Genomic DNA, 17,932 nt, shown 5'->3' on the forward strand with positions numbered 1-17,932 from the left:
ATTAAGGTCAACACCGCATTGGTGCAATAAAAAATTCGGGTCTATAAAGCAAAATTTTTTTGCATTCAGGATAAGATTTCCTCATGGTCTGAATGCATCATCGCAGCACATTGCTCGCGCCTTTCAGCACCTTTTCAACCACCCGGACAACTTTCGCCGTCGTGTAGATGATCTGGGCAACCTGCTGCGGATCCTGTCTGGCCTGGCGAGCCTGCTGGCTGAGCTGGGACAGCTGTGATAAGGCATCCTGGCTGGCTTCTGTGGTTGGCGTCTGCGTTGGTTCCATTGCTTGGCTGAGCTGATCCAACATGGTGTCTATGCTTTGCTGTAAGTGCAGGGCCTGCTCAAAATCAAGGGTGATTTCTTTGACTTTTCTCAGCTCATCAATCGCTTCAACGAGATAGTTGCCCAGTGGTGTTTGTTTCATGCGTCGTCCTTACAGATTAATTGGTCATCTTTAAGTTCAAAGCCGGTTTCACAACTGCTCAGGAGATCGTTGAGCGAAGTATAATGGCGTCCGGTGTCTCTGAGTTCCCCAGCAATTCTGATGAACGCTTTGCCACTGAATTCATCGTTCGCGACCAGATTGGCGATTTCGTGATGCTTATCCTTCAGGGTTTGTGTTGCGGCACCCAGTTGCTGAAAAATGAGTTCAGTGGCGGCAATGTTTACCGAACGCTGTGTGAGTGTTTCAATCTGGCTGATGATGTCTTGCCGGCTGAGCTTTCCCTGCGTTTTCATCAGATTAAACTGGCGGATATCCGTGCTGAGGTTATCCCGGCGCTCAGATAATAAGGAAGCATAGAGGCGACCGGACGCCAGACGCTGGCTGATGGCATCGCAGATGGCGCTGACCGCTGGGTCTGAATTCAGGATGATGGCTTTCAGGGCCTTTCGTCGCTGAGATTCGGCCACAGTGGAGCCAATTCCGGCAATGGCAGATGAAAGGACAAAAAAGGTATCTTCATTGGTGTCAAAGAGCGGTTTTTCCGTTAATTTTTCATACTGATGATTGGCACGGATCATCGCACCGCTCAGGCGGGCTGCGGCATAATCAATGTCTGCGCGATAGCGCGCATCAGCCAGCTCGCCCAGCGCCTGGCTGTATTCTTTCAGCGAATTGTTAAGACGAAGCAGGGTTAATTGCTGCTGATTGATATCGGCATAGGTTTTGGCTTGTCGGGTCAGGCGGTCGGAGGTGAGCAGGGTCGTTGGATTTTCGAGTTCCAGTGCTAATGTGCGGGTTGCACGCTGTGTCTGTAAGGCTTTATTTTCCTGCATCATCTCACCCAGCTGCGTGGTCAGTTGATTGCTTGCTTGTGCATACACGCCCAGATCGTTGCTTACATGCTGGCTGCAGCCCATGAGAAGCAGCAGAGAAAGGAAGGCGGCAGCGATTTTTACAGACATGTGAAATTCCGGTGACAAAAAAACAAGATGCCTTCACCATAATTGCAATCCATTGAGTATGCTCGTGGGTGATTCAGTGACCTGAGAAAATTGTGCAGCGGTTAACATTTTTCTTTACCTTCTATTGAGGGGAAGGTTTAGCATGCGGGGGAATCCGAATACAGGGAGCAACATTGATGGGATGCTGTAACCAGGCACCAAACGGCGGCAGTAAAAGCATGGGTCTGATAGTGAAAGCGATTCTCGGGTTAGCCGTTGTGATCGTACTTTTGGCGGTATTGTTTGGATAAGCGGTGGGCCGGACAGTTGACGCCCGGATCAAATTTGGGTATTTTGCCACCGAAATACGAATTTGGACTGCTCTACCATGCTTTACATCCTATACAAGAATTTTGTCAGACGAGTGAGCTCCGCGCATTAACACGGTGAAGTGTTGCTCGGAGCTGAAACTCTTTTGAATCTTCATCAGATACTGTGTTGTCTGCCTGAACCTATCAGGAGGACATGTCGTATCTGAAGCAAGTAGAGAGTGGGCCGACGATGACCTTCATCGTCGGCCTTTTTTGTTTCTGTGATTCAGAAACAGTATGTCTTGAAGCAAAATGCTTGCGACGGGGGCCGGTATCAAAATACCGCCCCCGTTTTTTATGGATGTAACACCATGAGTTTACTTACAATTCAAAATCTGACGTACCACATTGGTGATAAAACGCTTTATCAGAATGCCGGCTTTACACTCTTTCCCGGTGAACATATCGGGGTGACCGGCAAGAATGGTGTGGGCAAAAGTACCCTGTTGAAACTGCTGCAGTCTGATTTGTTACCGGATGGGGGCGATATCATCTGGCAGCCCGCGGTCCGGATTGGCTATCTTGATCAGCATGCGGAAATGAACGCAGCGATGACTGTCCGGGATTATCTGCAGACGGCATTTGCCGATTTATATGCCCTTGAAGCGGAGATGATGGCGATTTACGCCTCCCCTGAACAATGTTCGCGGGACAGTTTTCTGGCCCGTGCTGCCGAGATTCAGGCGACGCTGGAAAGTCAGGCTTTTTATCTCATCGACAACCGGATCGATGCGATTGCAGACGGGCTTGGCATCGTCCAGTTTGGCATGGAAACCCGCTTGGGCAGCCTGAGTGGCGGGCAACGGCACAAAGTGATGCTGGCATCGCTGCTGCTGATTGCACCGGATGTGTTGTTGCTGGATGAGCCGACCAACTATCTTGATACCGTGCATGTGGACTGGCTGGCAGAGTATCTGAACAGCTTTGAAGGTGCATTTATGGTGGTGTCGCATGACCGGGCTTTTCTGAACCGAATCGCGACAGGCATATGCGACATCGATCATCAGCAGATCCGCAAATACAAAGGGAACGTCGAGAAAGCCATGGCACAGAAAGCCAGTGATGACGCGGCGCATGCAAAGCAGTATCTGGCGCAGAAAAAGCACATCGACAAGCTGGAACAGTTTATCGCTAAAAATGGCGCCGGAGTGAATGCGAGTATTGCCAATGGCCGGAAAAAGCAGCTGGCACGAATGGAGCGACTGAGCGCACCCGAGCAGGAAAAAACAGTGTCGATCAGCTTCCGGACAGCTTCGCACAGCGCACAGCAGGTGCTGGCAGCCACGGATCTGGAAATTGGTTATACCAAATCTTTGCTCCCGAAAATGGATTTCAACATTTCGCGGGGAGAGAAAGTCGTGATTGCCGGTTTCAACGGGATCGGTAAATCGACGCTGCTGAAAACCCTGGTGGGTGAGCTGGCAACGATTGCGGGAGACATTGAACTGGCGCAGGGCGTGAAGCTGGGGTATTTCGAGCAGGAACTGCATTGGTACGATCCACAGGCGACGCCGGTCAATCTGGTGAAATCTGCCTGTCATGGTCTCGATGATAAAGCCGCCCGACAGCATCTGGCACGATTCGGCCTGTCCGGGAAACTGGCGCTGCAGCCGATTCATTCGCTCAGCGGCGGGGAGCAGACCAAGGTGAAGCTGTGCCGTCTGGCCTTGCAGCCCACGAATCTGCTGGTGCTTGATGAACCCACGACACATCTGGATGCCAGAGTGAAGGCGGCACTGAAACAGGCATTGATGGATTACACCGGCACTTTGATTCTGGTGTCTCATGAACGGGACTTTGTCGCCGGATGGCCAGACAAGGTGATCAACATCCAGAAGATGATGCAAGTTGCTGATTCAGCATTAGTTTAAGGAATCATAAAATGAAAATTTTGCTGTTTTTCATTGCTTTCTTAGTCGGTGCTGATGAACTGATGCTGGGACCGATTCTGGTCCCGATCGGACAGGATTTAGGGGTTGCACCTGAACGGGTCACCTTGTTTATCACGGCCTACAGTCTTGCACTGGCAGCCATTGCCCCGTTTCTCGGGGCCTATTCCGACCGACATGGGCGGCTTCAAATCATGATTCCAGCCTGTCTGTTGTTTGGTCTGGCTTCGGTAGCAACTGGCCTTGTGGGTAATTTTGAAACCGGGCTGTTGACCCGAATTGTCACCGGAGTGGCGAGTGCTGGCATGTTGCCGATTGCTTTTGCGCTGGCGGCGGATGCACCCGGTGAAAATGCAATGAAGCAAATCGCCTGGGTTCAGTCCGGGCTGACACTGGGCATGATTTCGAGCCCGGCTTTCGGTGCGTTCTTCGCAGAGACTTTGTCCTGGCGGGCTGCATTTTTGGTGCTTGGTGTTTGCGCATGGTTCGTCGCGGCTGCATTGGGATATATCTCAGTGATGCAGAAACTGCCCGCGAGGCAGGCCACCGAGGGGATCATGAAACACACAGCGGTCCGATCTGGCAGATCCCCGGTGCCGCCGGCGCCCTACTGGCGATGTGTTTTGGCTTAGGGGGCGGCATCGGATTATTTAATCTCATTGGTCAGCATCTGAGAGATACACAGGGCATCTCAATGTGGGCGGTTGGGGGGCTGTATGCGGTGTTGGGCTGTATTAGTGTGATCGGCAATTTGCTGATGCCACGGCTCGCTGAACGTGTGGAAAGTGGCCGTCAGTTAATGCGCATCGCCTTGGGTGTTTGTGCGATCGTGAGCGTGTGGTTTTATCTGTTACCGTCGCAAAGTCTGCCGTGGCTGTTATTCCCGCTGGTCCTCTGGGCGCTGGCGGGCGGTATCGGCTCTCCTGCTCTGCAAAGTTATATTGCCGGGTTGTCTGCCGCACATCGCGGTGTTTTGATGTCGCTGGGAATGACCATGATGCATCTGGGTGTCGCCCTGTGGTCCGGTGTTGCTGGCTTTGCATACACGGCAGGTCCGGTGGGCATGGCGTTATTGGCCGTCGTATTGTTTGGTGTGGCAATGACGGTGCTCAAACCCGTCAAAACGACATCCTAATCCGATGAGAAATACCCGCCCTGCTCGCGTGCAGGGCGGAACTCGTTATTCGACCTTTTTCAGCGTAGGGATGAACTGGACTTCATCCTCACGATAGGCAATTTCAGCAACACTCAAGACAACATCAGCTTGCAGATGAATACAATCAGCGAGGGCAGGATAGAAGCGAGAAGCCCCTGCATCACCGGGGCCATGCAGGGGTTGTGTCGGGTGATGGAATATCGTGCGTTGTTACCAGCCGGAGAGAACGACTTTACCAATCATATTGCCTTGCTCAACAATGGCATGGGCCTGACGAAGGTTTTCTGCGTTGATTGGCGTGAGGTGCTCCCGCAAGGTGGTCTGAATATTGTCCAGATCGATCCATTCACCGAGTTGATCCAGCAGCTTGCCCTGAGCCGCCATATCTTCGGTTTGGTACAGGGTGCGGGTAAACATGAACTCCCAGACAAAACCGGCACTTTTACTTTTCAGTGGTTCCAAGTCCAGCGGCTGATCACTTTCCACGATGCTGCAGATCATGCCCTGGGGCTTGATGATTTGCGCCATGGTTTGCCAGTGTCCGGCGGTATCGTTGAGACAGAAGATGTAATCGACAGATGTCACCCCCAGCTCAGCGAGCTGTTCAGCCATGTTCTCACGGTGACTGATCACCTGCGCAGCACCCAAATCCCGGCACCATTGTGCCGTTTCGGGGCGTGATGCAGTCGCAATCACAGTCAGCCCCTGGAACTGACTGGCCAGTTGAATGGCCATCGAACCAACACCGCCTGCACCGCCGATAATCAGCAGCCTTTGCTGGCGCTGATCGCCTTCCGGCTTGATCCCTAAACGGTCAAACAGCCCTTCCCAGGCGGTGATCCCAGTCAGCGGGAGCGCAGCCGCTTCTGCCATGGTGAGGGACTGTGGCTTTTTGCCGACGATGCGCGCATCCACCACATGATATTCACTGTTTGTGCCGGGGCGGGTAATGTCACCTGCGTAGTAGACTTCGTCCCCCGGCTGAAATTGGGTGACCTGCTCACCGACAGAGACGACAGTTCCTGCGGCATCCCAGCCCAGAATGCGGGGTTGGGGCTCGATTTTATCTTTCGGTGCCCGAACTTTGGTGTCTACGGGATTGACCGAAATGGCTTCCACCCGGACCAGAATATCGTGACCGGAGACAGAGGGGGCAGGCAGTTCAACATCGATCAGACTGTCCGGGTTGGAAATCGGTAAATAGTGCGTCAGCGCAACAGCTTTCATCAGAGGGTCCTCAGATTTGTGATTGATCATAAGCATAATCGGTGTAGCCAGTTTCATTGCCGCACCGTGGTGTTTCTCCTGAAAGTTTCATGGCGTATCCAAGTGTGATGTTACCGAGTAGGTATGGGGTGAACAGCGGTGCGTGCGTCATCTGAATACTCCGTGAATCAAAAAAAGATGGGATACATGGCAGTCTAAACTTTCAGAAAAAATTGATAATGGGTATAAATACAAAAATACTTTTCACTATTTCTGAACTCAGGTGTCTGTGGGTATGTCCAAAATTGATGATATGGCGTTGTTTGTGCAGGTGGCTAAATCTGGCGGGCTGGCAGCTGCCGGACGAAAGCTCGGGCTGTCTCCGGCCAGTATGACGGCCCGGATGAATCAGATTGAGCAGCGTTATCAAACCCGGTTACTGAACCGGAATACCCGGCAGGTGAGCCTCACCGATGCCGGACAGCGATTCTACCAGGGCTGTTTACGCGTGCTGGATGAAGTGGCTGTTGCTGAGGCCACGCTGAGTCATCAGGAAGCGGCAATATCCGGCACATTGCGGGTGACGGCTCCTTCGGACTTTGGCCGTCAGTATGTTGCGCCGGCATTGACGGCATTTGCCAGTGAACATCCGGATGTGATGCCGCACCTGAATCTGACCGACGGTAACCTCAAGCTGGTTGATGAAGGGATTGATCTGGCAATCCGGCTGGGTAATTTACCGGACAGCACGCTGGTGGCCCGGCCACTGGTGCAAAATCGTCGCGTGTTATGTGCGTCTCCGGTCTATCTTGAAAAAGCCGGTACGCCAGACACCCCGGCTGAACTGGCAAAGCATCGTTGCTTGGTGATGGAGTGGGGCGGTCTGGCGATGGATGAATGGTATTTCACGACAGAGTCGGGGCAGTCGGCCGTCCGGGTGCGTGCCGCGATGACCAGTACGGACGGCGCGATGATTCGGCAATGGGCCGTCGACGGATGCGGAATTGCAATGAAATCCTGGTGGGATGTGCGCCGGGATGTACTTGATGGTCGCTTGATGTTGTTATTCGACGATCAGGTGATTGGGCTGAATCGCAGCGATGCGGGATCAGTCGGGATCCATCTGGTGTATCCCGGCCGGAAATTCCAGCCCCGCCCGGTTCAGGCATTTACTGCGTTTCTGCTTGACTGGATGGAAACCTTGTAAAAAACCTTCCCCGACACTGCTGGGGAAGGGGTGTCACGCGTGGCAATCAGGCCGTGGCCAGATGGACATGTGCCTGACGCCGGTAAAGAAACTGCATGGTGAATCCGGCCAGCAGAATGATGATGCCCATGATGGTGAAACCGAATGCGGTCAGATTCAGGCCGCTGAGTACAGCAATCAACGTAAAACCCAGCCCCTGACTCAGGACCGAAAAGAGCTTGAGTCCGCCTTCGATGCGACCCCGTTCATGCACACTGACCTCGTGATTCATTTTATTGGTGCGGGCAATCCGGTTGAATGCATTGAAGAAACCCAGAACCACGGTCAGGGCCACAAGCACTTCCGGGATCAGCCAGAACGACATGATCAGCAGCAAGCATCCCATGATGAGAACGGAACTGATCATCGCTTTTTCGTGACTGAATCGGGCCAGTAAACGGGTGATCAGCAAGCCTGTGATCAATGCGCCTACGCCGTAACTCAGCGACCAGGAGGCAAACCAGCTACCGCTGATCTGCTGTTCTGAAAAATAAACCGGAACCAGCTTGGCCAGATAAGACAACATGGGATACGTCAGGCACGATAGTGCAATAAACACAAAGAAAGCGGGCTGACGGGCGAAAATCGCTCGACTTGCCCCTAACTGGGAGAAGAAAGGCTGAGACTTTTGTGGTTTCAGCTGACGCCGGTAAGGCGTGCAAAAATAACTGAATGCAGCGATTGCGGATGCCAGCGTTGCCAGCAATGAAAATTCAAACATCGACCAGGTGGTCAGCAGAACAATGCCCGCCGCACCGGCCCCCAGCGTGGTCAACTGCATCACGACTTCCTGCTGACCCGTGATTCTGGCGTATTCTGACTTGTCGTAATTTTCCTGAGTGAATGCGTTATTGGTACTCCAGGCGATATCATTGGTCAGCCAGAAAATCATTTGTGCCAGCGCCAGTAACCCGAGGGTGTCGCGTTCCAGCTGAAACGCGATCAGCACGGCCAGTGCCGTTGAAGCCTGAATGAGCTGAATGGTGATCAGAATTGATTTCCGGGAATGCCGATCGATCAATGTGGCGGAAAAGGGTGTGGTGAAAAATGAAAGCAGCGTACACAGCAGCGACAATGCCGCGACAAAAACGCCCATATCTCCCTGACTGAGCATGATCCAGGGCAGAGCCAGCATGAACATACCGGAAGAGATGCCATCAAAAAAGCGGCCTGCCAGATAAGGAGTGGAACGTGACATGATGATTTCCCTGTTCTTTTTATTGGTGTTGTGCAGAGCATAAAACCTCAAGTAAACTTGAGGTCAAGCACAATAGTGAAGATTTTCAGACAGAAGGAAGCAGGGATGGAGATGTCGGTCGGGCAGGTGGCACAGCGTTCTAACGTGAGAGTATCGACGCTACATTTTTACGAAGAAAAGGGGCTGATTCAGAGCTGGCGCAATCCGGGGAATCAGCGCCGGTATGATCGCAGTGTCCTTCGGCGCATTGCGGTGATAAAAACCGCGCAGCAACTCGGGTTTTCGCTGGAGGATATCGGGGTGGCGCTGTCTCATTTGCCTTTAGATCACGCTCCAACGCAGGAGGAATGGCAGGAAATGGCGAGTGCCTGGCGGGAGCAACTGGATGAGCGGATTCAGAAACTGCAGCAGATGCGCGATTCACTGGGCAATTGCATCGGCTGCGGTTGTCTGTCGCTGAAGAAATGCCAACTGCGAAACCCGGACGATGCGCTGGCATCAGAGGGAACTGGCGCAGTGTTACTGGACGGGCAAGTCTGATCCGGAAAAAAGCCGCTGAGAGAAAAAATCGACGGCGGCTTTAATTTTAGATACCTGATACCTGGGTTTGTAATACAGCAGAAAAAGCCCCAGCTTTTCTGTCGACAGGCAAACCGGCTGCGGCCAGTCAATTTTCACAATCTCACCGCTGTCCCGATCAGCTTTCGATGCCCAGTCGGGAAGCAGCGCCATGACTTTGCCAGCCAGCATCAATTCCCGGATATAGCGGCCGGAATTGGTCACTGTATGCGGTTTCAGATTCAATGGACGCCACTGTCCCTGCTGGACAATTCCCCAGCGCAGAATCTGATTCGGCCCGCGATAAAATACCAGCTGATGCTGCTGGAGGGCCTGATGGTTTTCCGGACGGCCAAATCGTTGGAGGTAGGTCTGGCTTGCACACAGATGCGGCGTATTGTCGCACAGCCATTTCGCATGTATCCGGTCGTCCGGCATGTAACCGCCCCGGATCGCGATGTCTACTTCAGCTTTGCTGAGATCATTGACTGTGTCTGAGACATCAATATCCAGACTGATCTCAGGATATAAGGCTTCGAATTCACTCAGATGCGGCAGCATCTGATTTTCAAAATAATGACTCATACAACTGATCTTCAGCACCCCGGACGGCGTATGCTGATAGGTCTGAACCAGCTCCTCTGCTTGTCGGATCTGCTCAATGGCTTGCTGACATTGCGCCAGATACGCCTGCCCGACTTCTGTGAGATGAATGGCGCGTGTACTTCGCTTGATCAGCTCAGATCCCAGCGCAGACTCCAGCCAGCTTAACTGGCGTGAAGCACTGGACACCGGCAGTTTGAGTTGCTTGGCAGCGCCGGAAATGCTGCCACACTGAATGGTGGCGACAAACACCTCCATTGCTTTCAGTTTGTCCATTTAACTTTCCCATTTTCAGCAAAAGTGATTTCTGATTTGGCTGTCTTATTTTCATTCTCAGCAAGAGATAAAGTGTGCCTGAAGAAATCGGGAGGAACAACAACATGAGCTACAACGCGATTTTATTAAAAAAACGACCAGAAATTCGGATCACGCCGGATGTCTTTGAAAAAGTCTCTCAGCCAATGCCTTCACTGGCGGATGGGGAGTTTCTGGTGAAGCAGACACATATGTCACTGGATCCTGCAATGCGTGGCTGGATGAGTGCCGACAAAGACAGTTATATTCCGCCGGTTGAGCTGGGCGAGGTGATGCGCTCCAGTGGCATTGGGGATGTGGTTGAGTCCAGACACCCGGATTTTCCGGTGGGCACCCGTGTGATGGGGATGATGGGCTGGACTGAGTATTTCGTTGCTCGAGGCGGTCTGTCACCAGTCCCGACCACAGTGCCTCAGGAAGCTCTGCTTTCTGTTGTCGCCCTGCCGGGTGTGACGGCTTATCACGGTTTGTATGAAGTGCTGAAACCTCAGGCGGGCCAGACACTGGTTGTGACAGGTGCTGCAGGCTCCGTGGGTTCCATGGTGGGTCAGTTGGCCAAACTGGAAGGCGTCACTGTTATCGGTGTGGCGGGCAGTGAAGAAAAGTGCCGCTGGTTAACGGAAACGCTGGGCTTTGATGCCGCTTTAAACTATCACGACGAGAACTTCGCTGAGCAATTGGCTGCAGCAACGCCGAAGGGGATCGATCTGTTTTTTGAAAACACCGGAGGTGCGGCACAGGCAGCGATTTATCACCGGATGAATGCCCATGGTCGTGTGGCGGTCTGTGGCATGATTGCGGATTACAATACCGCGACGCCTCAGCCGGGACCAAACTGGATGAATATCGTCCGTAAGCGTCTGATGATTCAGGGATTCACCATGCCGGATCATTATCATCGGTTTGCAGAATATGGTCAGAAGCTGGCTGAACTTCTGATGGGGGGCAAGCTGAAGTATCGTGCCCATACATTGCACGGGCTGGACAGCGCTATTGACGGTATTAACCTGCTGTTTACCGGGGAAAACAAAGGCAAGCTGATTGTTGAGCTTTAAAGCCTGCATGATTGAAAAAAGCCGGGTTTTGAACGACTGAGTCAGTTATTACCCGGCTTTTTAAGCATTTAGAGCTGAAGTTGTCCGTGATCTGCCCAGTGGTAGACATATTCATCGACGATGGTGCCATCTGGGGCCTGCCAGGTTTGCGCACTGAATTCTGTACCACCCACCCGCTGATAAAACCCGATGGCTGAGACATTCGACGCCAGTACTTCCAGATAGAGCCCGTGATGACTGGCATGCTGTGTCATCACTTCAGCTGCACGCCGGAGTAACTGCTTCCCTATGCCCTGTCCTTTGGCGGACGGGCTGACATGCAGGTTATCGACCAGTGTGCCGAGCTCAGGATGCGCATCTAACTCGATGCAGATAAAGCCGCACAGCGTCTCGTTTTGTTTCGCAACGAGAATGTGTCGTTTCTGTTCAGGGTGGCTGAGACGCCCGTGCCAGACCTGAAAACGGTCCTGATGAATATCCTGCGTGAGATATTGTTCGGATAAATCATGCCGGTAAACGGTTTGCCAGTTCTGGACATGCAGGCTGGCGATGGCTTGATGATCGTCGAAAGTTGCCTTGTGAATGGTCAGCATTGTGGTACTTCTTTTGTGATTTCTGTTTTTTTCAGACCTTATGCCTGAATGGCTTATGAGTCAAAGTCAATCGTCTCTTTCTGTGCTCGCGTGGCTCTGAAAACCTTACCCGCCTCAAACTTTTACCCCAATGACCGTGATCTCGTGTCTTGAATGAATAAAACTGTCAAAAAATAAAACGTAAAGCAGGTTCAGGTGCTTCCGTCTAATTTGGGGAATGACTCCTGAATGACAGTTTCTTTGCAACTGAGCCGCTTTGGGTATAAAGACGTGTACAAGGAAAGAGAGCGCCAGAATGTCGATGAAGACCATTCTTGTTGTGGATGACGATGCTGAAATCCGCGAATTATTGCAAGAGTACCTGATGAAAGCGGGTTATACCGTGATGGCCGCAGAAGACGGTATCACGATGAAAAGGCAGCTTGAGCAACAGATGCCGGATCTGATTTTGCTGGATGTGATGATGCCGGGGGATGACGGTTTCACGCTGTGTCAGTTCGTCCGTAAATCTTGCGAAGTGCCGATCATGATGCTGACCGCAGCGTCAGATGAGATGGATCAGATTCTCGGGCTGGAAATCGGTGCGGATGACTACATCGCCAAGCCTTTCAGTCCGCGCCAATTGCTCGCGAGGATTAAAGCCTTGCTGCGCAGGACAAGACCTGTCCCAGAGGAAGGTATTCAGCAGCCGACGACTTTGCCCCGTTCGATTCGCTTCGGCCACTGGCGTCTCGAAACGTTGTCTCACCGGTTGTTTAACCTGCAGACAGAAGAAGATTTTGAACTGACCGGCGGGGATTTCAGCATGCTGATGTTGTTTTTGTCCCGTCCGAACGAGGTGCTGGACCGCGATACGATCTCCAATGCGACCCGTGGCCGGGAAGCCCTGCCATTTGAACGGGGCATCGATGTTCAGCTCAGCCGGTTGCGGCAACGTTTGGGCGACAGTGGCAAACAGCCCAAATTCATCAAAACCATGCGGGGAAACGGCTACATTTTTACGGCGCCTGTCACGTATGAGCAGTGAGTATGAAAACGCATCGTGGATGCGTTTTTTGTGAACGTTCGTATTTCAGCTTAAATCTTTTATCTTTAAAAGCGCGCTTAAAAATAATTTGACAAGATCTTGTTCCTTTATTTCATTTAACGAGCGGATGATGCGTATTGGATCGCTATAAAGTGTGTCACTTTTTATGATCGCATCCCAGTCTAAGTCATTTGCTGTGATGCCATGATTTCTCATGACTTTGAGAAATTCATATGCAATTAACCCCTGACCAATGGCTGAAGGGTGAACACCATCCAAACCGAAAAGACCACCTTTGGCAACACGACCATTTTCATCGACATCATAAAATAGAGTGTTTACATTGATATGATTTATTGTGAAATAATCTGGGAGCTTATAGGATGGTTGCCTGAAGTTACGTTTATACGCCAGCTTATTTAAACAAGCTGAAAGGTCGACTAAATGAAAGGTGACGCCATTTGTTCCTTTTTTGTTTATCAGTTCTTTGATGATCTTGTTATATTCAACAATGGTTTTGTCAATTTCAATCGCTTGGTCGAAAGTTAAATATCGTTTTTCTTTTCTTGCAAGTGATTCAGGGAGCGGATACAGCGTGTAATATTCGAAGTATAAGGCGTTACTGCTGTTATTTAATGAGATGTTTTTTATGGTGATCTCTTTTCCAAAGCCTTTTAATGCTGGGGTTATCGTAATCAATGGGATATTGCCAACGAAAATATTGCATTTGGATATTTTATTTCGGCTTAGGGACAAAATAATTCGATCCAATAAGATCTCGTACTCCTTTCTGAAGTCGCGAATGTCCCAGATATTGAAATTCTGCCTCTCTACTTGCGGTGTTTTTGTGATGCTGCCAGAGCCATCTGTCCAATTTAATTTCAGGTCAAAGATGGTGCTCAAGACATTGTTAGAACCTAACCATAGAACGATGTTTTCTATCCCTTCACTTTCGGCAATGAATTTTAACCAGGATAAAGCTGATTTATCCATATGTAAATTACTTGCAGTTGGATTCAGTGTCCGGTAAGCATTCCGGTAAAATGGACAGCTTGCACTTTTAAAATCATTGTCCTTTTTTGAATTACTGTCTTGGTTGATTATGGTTTCCGCTAATCTTGGGGTGACGAGCCATGCATTCGCAATGTTCATGCCTTCAATGGAGATATTATGATAAAACTGAGGCGCTCCAGGTATGGGTTCTGAAACTTTTCCAAGGCCAGACTCAAAGTACTTTTCTGATTTATCAAACACCTTATCTATGGTTTTTAAAAAAGTTCCTGGACAATGAGTGAAAATATCTTTTCGCGAAAAATTATTGCCATAAACAGATTGAAGTGCTCTTAAAACTGCTTCTAAATCATATTTAAGCTTGTAGCCATTTGGCCAGATTACTGCGTTATAATTAGCGATGGACATGCTGTTCGCAATTAAAGTGCTGTATGCAATACTTGGTTCTGCTGCTGCTCCTGAGATAAAGCCTTGAGAAATACTATCGCCGAGAGTAAATAGCTTGACTGACATTGCATTATTCCTTCATTTTTTATAATGACTTTAGTGGCTGTTCAATGAAGGATGAAATGATTTTATGATATTTATTATATTTTCAACTAATTATTGATTTTAATAATTGAGTTCCATTTTTATTTATAATATTTAATGATTTCAGTCGATTGAATGATTAACGTTTGAATGAGGCAGACGTAAACTTTAGATTTGTGCCTGAAGATTTCTCTGAACAATGAGCATATGCATCACTTGAATTTGATTGAAATGAACTCTTGTCATCTCAATATCATCAATGTTTTACCGAGTAGGCGAAGTTATTTAGAGAATTCATTGAAAAATCCGGGGTCTCGCTTCATTCAATCGTGATGAAGCCGGATTGTCTTCTTTCGCTTGAGAACCTGCTCCCGTACTGATCTCACACTTTTTATCATTCTATTAATAATCTATCTTGTTGCTTTATCATGTAAAAAATCCTTACGTTACGGGGGTGTTACGTTCGGGTTGCCTTTTGTTACAGTGCGGCTTCCTGGCTTCAGTAGACTCTTCTTCACTGGCGATATTAACCCTACACGCCAGATAAAAACGGATAACAAGGAAGAAGTTCAACATGAAAAAGCAACGTACCTCTGCTCAGAAACAATCTGTGTTTAAAAAATCACTGCTTGCAATCACGTTTGCCGCTGCGACGTCTGTGACGCATGCCGGTGAAGTTGAAGTTCTGCATTGGTGGACTTCCGGTGGTGAAGCGAAATCGGCCGCTGTGCTGAAGCAAATGCTCGAAAATCAGGGGGATAGCTGGAAAGATTTCGCAGTTGCCGGAGGTGGTGGTGAAAGTGCGATGACGGTCCTGAAAACCCGCGCGGTTTCCGGGAATCCACCTTCTGCGGCACAGATCAAAGGCCATGATATTCAGGAGTGGGGTGATCTGGGTTTTCTGACCTCGCTGGATGATGTGGCAAAAGCGGGTCACTGGGATGACATTCTGCCGTCTGTGGTAACCAAAGTCATGAAATATGACGGGGACTATGTCGCCGTACCGGTGAACGTTCACCGGGTGAACTGGCTGTGGGCAAACCCAGAAGTATTCAAAAAAGCAGGCACCTCAGTTCCGACGAATATGAAAGAATTCTTCGCTGCAGCAGACAAGATCAAAGCTGCGGGCTTTATTCCGCTGGCACACGGCGGGCAGCCATGGCAGGACGCAACCCTGTTTGAAGCTGTGGCGCTGGATGTGCTGGGCTCCGAAGACTACAACAAAGCTTTTGTAGATTTAGACATGAAGGTGCTGTCGGGCCCGAAGATGGTTGAAACCTTTGCAACCTTCCAGCGGATACACAATTACATCGACGATAATTCTCCGGGCCGCGACTGGAACATTGCGACCAATATGGTGATTTATGGGGAAGCCGCGATGCAGATTATGGGCGACTGGGCGAAAGGCGAGTTTGCTGCTGCCGGTAAAACACCGGGTCAAGATTACATTTGCGCCCCGGCACCGGGAACAGCGAATCAGTTTACGTTCAATATTGACAGTTTCGCCTTCTTCAAACTGAGCAATCAGGACAACCAGGTCGCGCAGAAACATCTCGCGAAAACCATTCTGGATAAAGATTTCCAGGAAGTGTTTAACCTGAACAAAGGGTCTATTCCTGTTCGTCTGGACATGAATATGGACAAGTTCGACAAATGTGCACTGGACTCCATGAGCACGTTCAAAGCCTCTGCGAAAACCGGCGATCTGGTCCCGAGTATGGCGCACGGTCTGGCAACGACCAGCTATGTTCAGGGGGCGATTTTTGATGTGGTCACGAACTTCTTCAATGATCGCTCAGCTGATCCGAAACAAGCCGCGCAACAGCTGGCGCGTGCGGTGAAAGCAGCCCTTTAATCTTTGAGCGGGCCGGGAGACTGGCCCGTTGTTTCCTGGTCAACAGACCTTCATTCGCATTTCATGGATCTCACCGTTCAGCAATCGTGCTGCGATTTGCAGCGGCCAGAGATCACCCGAAAGAAATTGAATTGATTTCAAGGACGCACTATGGAGCACACTTTGTCGCTGACCAAGCAGAAAGCGACCCGCCCTACCATGGCTGACCGATTACAGCGATGGCTGCCGAAGATCGTCATGGCACCGACCATGCTGGTGACTGTGGTTTGCATTTATGGCTTTATGCTCTGGACTTTTTATTTGTCGCTGACGAATTCCCGTTTTCTGCCAAGTTTTAACTTTGCAGGGTTACTGCAGTATGAAAAATTGCTGGACAATGACCGGTGGGTGACCTCTGTCACCAATCTGGGCATTTTCGGACTCATGTTTATGCTGATCGCGATTGTGTTGGGTGTTGCGCTGGCGATTTTGCTCGATCAGAACATTCGTCAGGAAGGCGCGATCCGCACGATTTATCTGTATCCGATGGCCTTGTCTTTCATTGTGACGGGGACGGCCTGGAAATGGATTTTAAATCCCGGTCTGGGGATTGAAAAACTGATGCATGACTGGGGATTTACCGACTTTCAGTTTAACTGGCTGGTCAGTCAGGACATGGCGATTTATACCGTGGTGATTGCTGCGGTCTGGCAATCTTCCGGCTTTGTGATGGCGATGTTTCTGGCGGGATTAAGAGGCATTGATTCTTCTATCATCAAGGCGGCACAAATGGATGGTGCCAGCATGCCGGCCATTTACTGGAAAATTATTCTGCCTTGCCTGCGCCCGGTCTTTTTCAGTGCGGTGATTATCACCTCGCATATTGCCATCAAGAGTTTTGATCTGGTGACGGCGCTGACAGCGGGGGGACCGGGTTACTCCTCAGACTTACCGGCTCTCTTTATGTATGCCCATTCATTTACCCGGGGTCAGTTAGGTCTTGGTGCGGCCAGCGCCATGATGATGCTGGCAGGCGTTCTGGCGATTCTTGTGCCTTATCTTTACTCGGAATTGCGGGAGAAACAGTCATGAATAAGCATTTCACCTTCGGCCGGCTGGCCATCTACAGCGGACTGCTCTTCTTCTGTGTGGTGTACCTGATGCCGCTTTTTGTCATGGTGATCACTTCATTCAAAACCTTGCCGGATATCAAAAGCGGCAACCTGATGTCACTGCCGCAGGAATGGGTTGGTTATGCATGGCAAAAGGCTTGGTCTGAAGCCTGTACCGGTGTCAGCTGCGATGGGATCAAAGGCTATTTCTGGAACTCGTTCCGGATGGTGATTCCAGCGGTTGCGATTTCAACGTTGCTGGGGGCGTTTAACGGCTACGTGATCAGTAAATGGCAATTCCGGGGTTCCCAGTTGTTTTTCAGCTTACTGCTCTTTGGCTGTTTCATTCCGTTTCAGGTGATTCTGCTGCCGATGGCGGCACTGCTCGGGAAACTGGGATTAGCCAATACCACAGCCGGTCTGGTGATGGTCCACGTCATTTACGGTCTGGCATTTACTACGTTGTTTTTCCGTAACTTTTATGTGGGCGTGCCGGATGAACTGGTCAAAGCCGCGAAACTCGATGGCGCGGGTTTTTTCACGATTTTCTTCCGGATCCTGCTGCCTTTATCCACGCCCATCATCATGGTGACCGTGATCTGGCAGTTCACCGCCATCTGGAACGATTTTCTCTTCGGTGTGGTGTATTCCGGGGCTGAAACCCAGCCGATTACTGTGGCCCTGAATAATCTGGTGAACACCAGTACCGGGGTGAAGGAATATAACGTAGATATGGCCGCAGCCATTATTGCGGCACTGCCAACGCTGCTGGTGTATGTGTTGGCCGGGAAATATTTTGTACGCGGTCTCACCGCGGGATCAGTGAAAGGATAATCAG

General features: G+C 50.4%; 15 protein-coding genes and 1 pseudogene. 9 read left to right on the plus strand and 7 right to left on the minus strand.

What is annotated here, in order from left to right:
- Nucleotides 1–97: 97 nt before the first annotated feature.
- Nucleotides 98–427: a hypothetical protein gene (locus KDD30_RS16885; RefSeq protein WP_211651185.1), complete on the minus strand. Its 330-nt coding sequence runs from the start codon at nucleotides 425–427 to the stop codon at nucleotides 98–100.
- Nucleotides 424–1,410 (minus strand): hypothetical protein, encoded by a 987-nt coding sequence (locus KDD30_RS16890; RefSeq protein ID WP_211651186.1) that lies wholly within the window; start codon nucleotides 1,408–1,410, stop codon nucleotides 424–426. The genes KDD30_RS16885 and KDD30_RS16890 overlap by 4 nt, the downstream gene beginning before the upstream one ends.
- Nucleotides 1,411–2,071: 661 nt before the next feature.
- On the opposite strand from KDD30_RS16890, the gene KDD30_RS16895 reads away from it, so the two are divergent.
- Complete coding sequence (locus KDD30_RS16895) at nucleotides 2,072–3,631, plus strand: ABC-F family ATP-binding cassette domain-containing protein (RefSeq protein WP_211651187.1); 1,560 nt, start codon at nucleotides 2,072–2,074, stop codon at nucleotides 3,629–3,631.
- Between the two features lie 11 nt (nucleotides 3,632–3,642).
- Nucleotides 3,643–4,784, plus strand: a pseudogene (locus KDD30_RS16900) (MFS transporter).
- Nucleotides 4,785–5,015: 231 nt separating this feature from the next.
- Here KDD30_RS16900 and KDD30_RS16905 read toward each other — a convergent pair.
- A complete protein-coding gene (locus tag KDD30_RS16905) occupies nucleotides 5,016–6,032 on the minus strand; it encodes a zinc-binding alcohol dehydrogenase family protein (RefSeq protein ID WP_211651188.1) in 1,017 nt (338 codons plus the stop codon).
- A 274-nt stretch (nucleotides 6,033–6,306) separates the two neighbouring features.
- Here KDD30_RS16905 and KDD30_RS16910 point away from each other — a divergent pair, with 274 nt between their 5' ends.
- Complete coding sequence (locus KDD30_RS16910) at nucleotides 6,307–7,218, plus strand: LysR family transcriptional regulator (RefSeq protein WP_211651189.1); 912 nt, start codon at nucleotides 6,307–6,309, stop codon at nucleotides 7,216–7,218.
- 46 nt (nucleotides 7,219–7,264) lie between these two features.
- On the opposite strand, the gene KDD30_RS16915 is transcribed toward KDD30_RS16910, so the two are convergent.
- Nucleotides 7,265–8,458 carry an MFS transporter gene (locus KDD30_RS16915; RefSeq protein ID WP_371826135.1) on the minus strand — a complete coding sequence of 398 codons (1,194 nt, stop codon included), beginning with the start codon at nucleotides 8,456–8,458 and terminating at the stop codon, nucleotides 7,265–7,267.
- 102 nt (nucleotides 8,459–8,560) lie between these two features.
- Between KDD30_RS16915 and soxR the strand changes: the two genes are divergently transcribed.
- Entirely contained in the window at nucleotides 8,561–8,995 is a 435-nt protein-coding gene (soxR, locus tag KDD30_RS16920; protein WP_211651191.1) for a redox-sensitive transcriptional activator SoxR, read from the plus strand.
- Here the strand turns inward: soxR and KDD30_RS16925 are convergent.
- Complete coding sequence (locus KDD30_RS16925; protein WP_211651192.1) at nucleotides 8,975–9,892, minus strand: LysR family transcriptional regulator; 918 nt, start codon at nucleotides 9,890–9,892, stop codon at nucleotides 8,975–8,977. The two genes, soxR and KDD30_RS16925, sit on opposite strands and share 21 nt — an antisense overlap.
- A 104-nt stretch (nucleotides 9,893–9,996) precedes the next feature.
- On the opposite strand from KDD30_RS16925, the gene KDD30_RS16930 reads away from it, so the two are divergent.
- Nucleotides 9,997–10,986: an NADP-dependent oxidoreductase gene (locus tag KDD30_RS16930; RefSeq protein ID WP_211651193.1), complete on the plus strand. Its 990-nt coding sequence runs from the start codon at nucleotides 9,997–9,999 to the stop codon at nucleotides 10,984–10,986.
- 68 nt (nucleotides 10,987–11,054) lie between these two features.
- Here the strand turns inward: KDD30_RS16930 and KDD30_RS16935 are convergent, their stop codons facing one another.
- Nucleotides 11,055–11,579 (minus strand): GNAT family N-acetyltransferase, encoded by a 525-nt coding sequence (locus tag KDD30_RS16935; protein ID WP_211651194.1) that lies wholly within the window; start codon nucleotides 11,577–11,579, stop codon nucleotides 11,055–11,057.
- A 295-nt stretch (nucleotides 11,580–11,874) separates the two neighbouring features.
- Between KDD30_RS16935 and KDD30_RS16940 the strand changes: the two genes are divergently transcribed.
- Nucleotides 11,875–12,606 carry a response regulator gene (locus KDD30_RS16940; protein WP_211651195.1) on the plus strand — a complete coding sequence of 244 codons (732 nt, stop codon included), beginning with the start codon at nucleotides 11,875–11,877 and terminating at the stop codon, nucleotides 12,604–12,606.
- Nucleotides 12,607–12,651: 45 nt separating this feature from the next.
- On the opposite strand, the gene KDD30_RS16945 is transcribed toward KDD30_RS16940, so the two are convergent.
- Nucleotides 12,652–14,130 (minus strand): hypothetical protein, encoded by a 1,479-nt coding sequence (locus KDD30_RS16945; protein ID WP_211651196.1) that lies wholly within the window; start codon nucleotides 14,128–14,130, stop codon nucleotides 12,652–12,654.
- A gap of 592 nt (nucleotides 14,131–14,722) precedes the next feature.
- Between KDD30_RS16945 and KDD30_RS16950 the strand changes: the two genes are divergently transcribed.
- The 3 genes from KDD30_RS16950 to KDD30_RS16960 all read left to right on the plus strand — a co-directional run bounded on the left by KDD30_RS16950 (nucleotide 14,723) and on the right by KDD30_RS16960 (nucleotide 17,928).
- Nucleotides 14,723–16,003 carry an ABC transporter substrate-binding protein gene (locus tag KDD30_RS16950; protein WP_211651197.1) on the plus strand — a complete coding sequence of 427 codons (1,281 nt, stop codon included), beginning with the start codon at nucleotides 14,723–14,725 and terminating at the stop codon, nucleotides 16,001–16,003.
- Between the two features lie 150 nt (nucleotides 16,004–16,153).
- Nucleotides 16,154–17,074: a carbohydrate ABC transporter permease gene (locus KDD30_RS16955; RefSeq protein WP_211651198.1), complete on the plus strand. Its 921-nt coding sequence runs from the start codon at nucleotides 16,154–16,156 to the stop codon at nucleotides 17,072–17,074.
- A complete protein-coding gene (locus KDD30_RS16960; protein ID WP_211651199.1) occupies nucleotides 17,071–17,928 on the plus strand; it encodes a carbohydrate ABC transporter permease in 858 nt (285 codons plus the stop codon). Before KDD30_RS16955 ends, KDD30_RS16960 begins: the two co-directional genes overlap by 4 nt.
- The last annotated feature ends 4 nt before the right edge of the window (nucleotides 17,929–17,932 follow it).

Source organism: Photobacterium sp. GJ3 (genome assembly GCF_018199995.1).
Lineage (GTDB): Bacteria > Pseudomonadota > Gammaproteobacteria > Enterobacterales > Vibrionaceae > Photobacterium.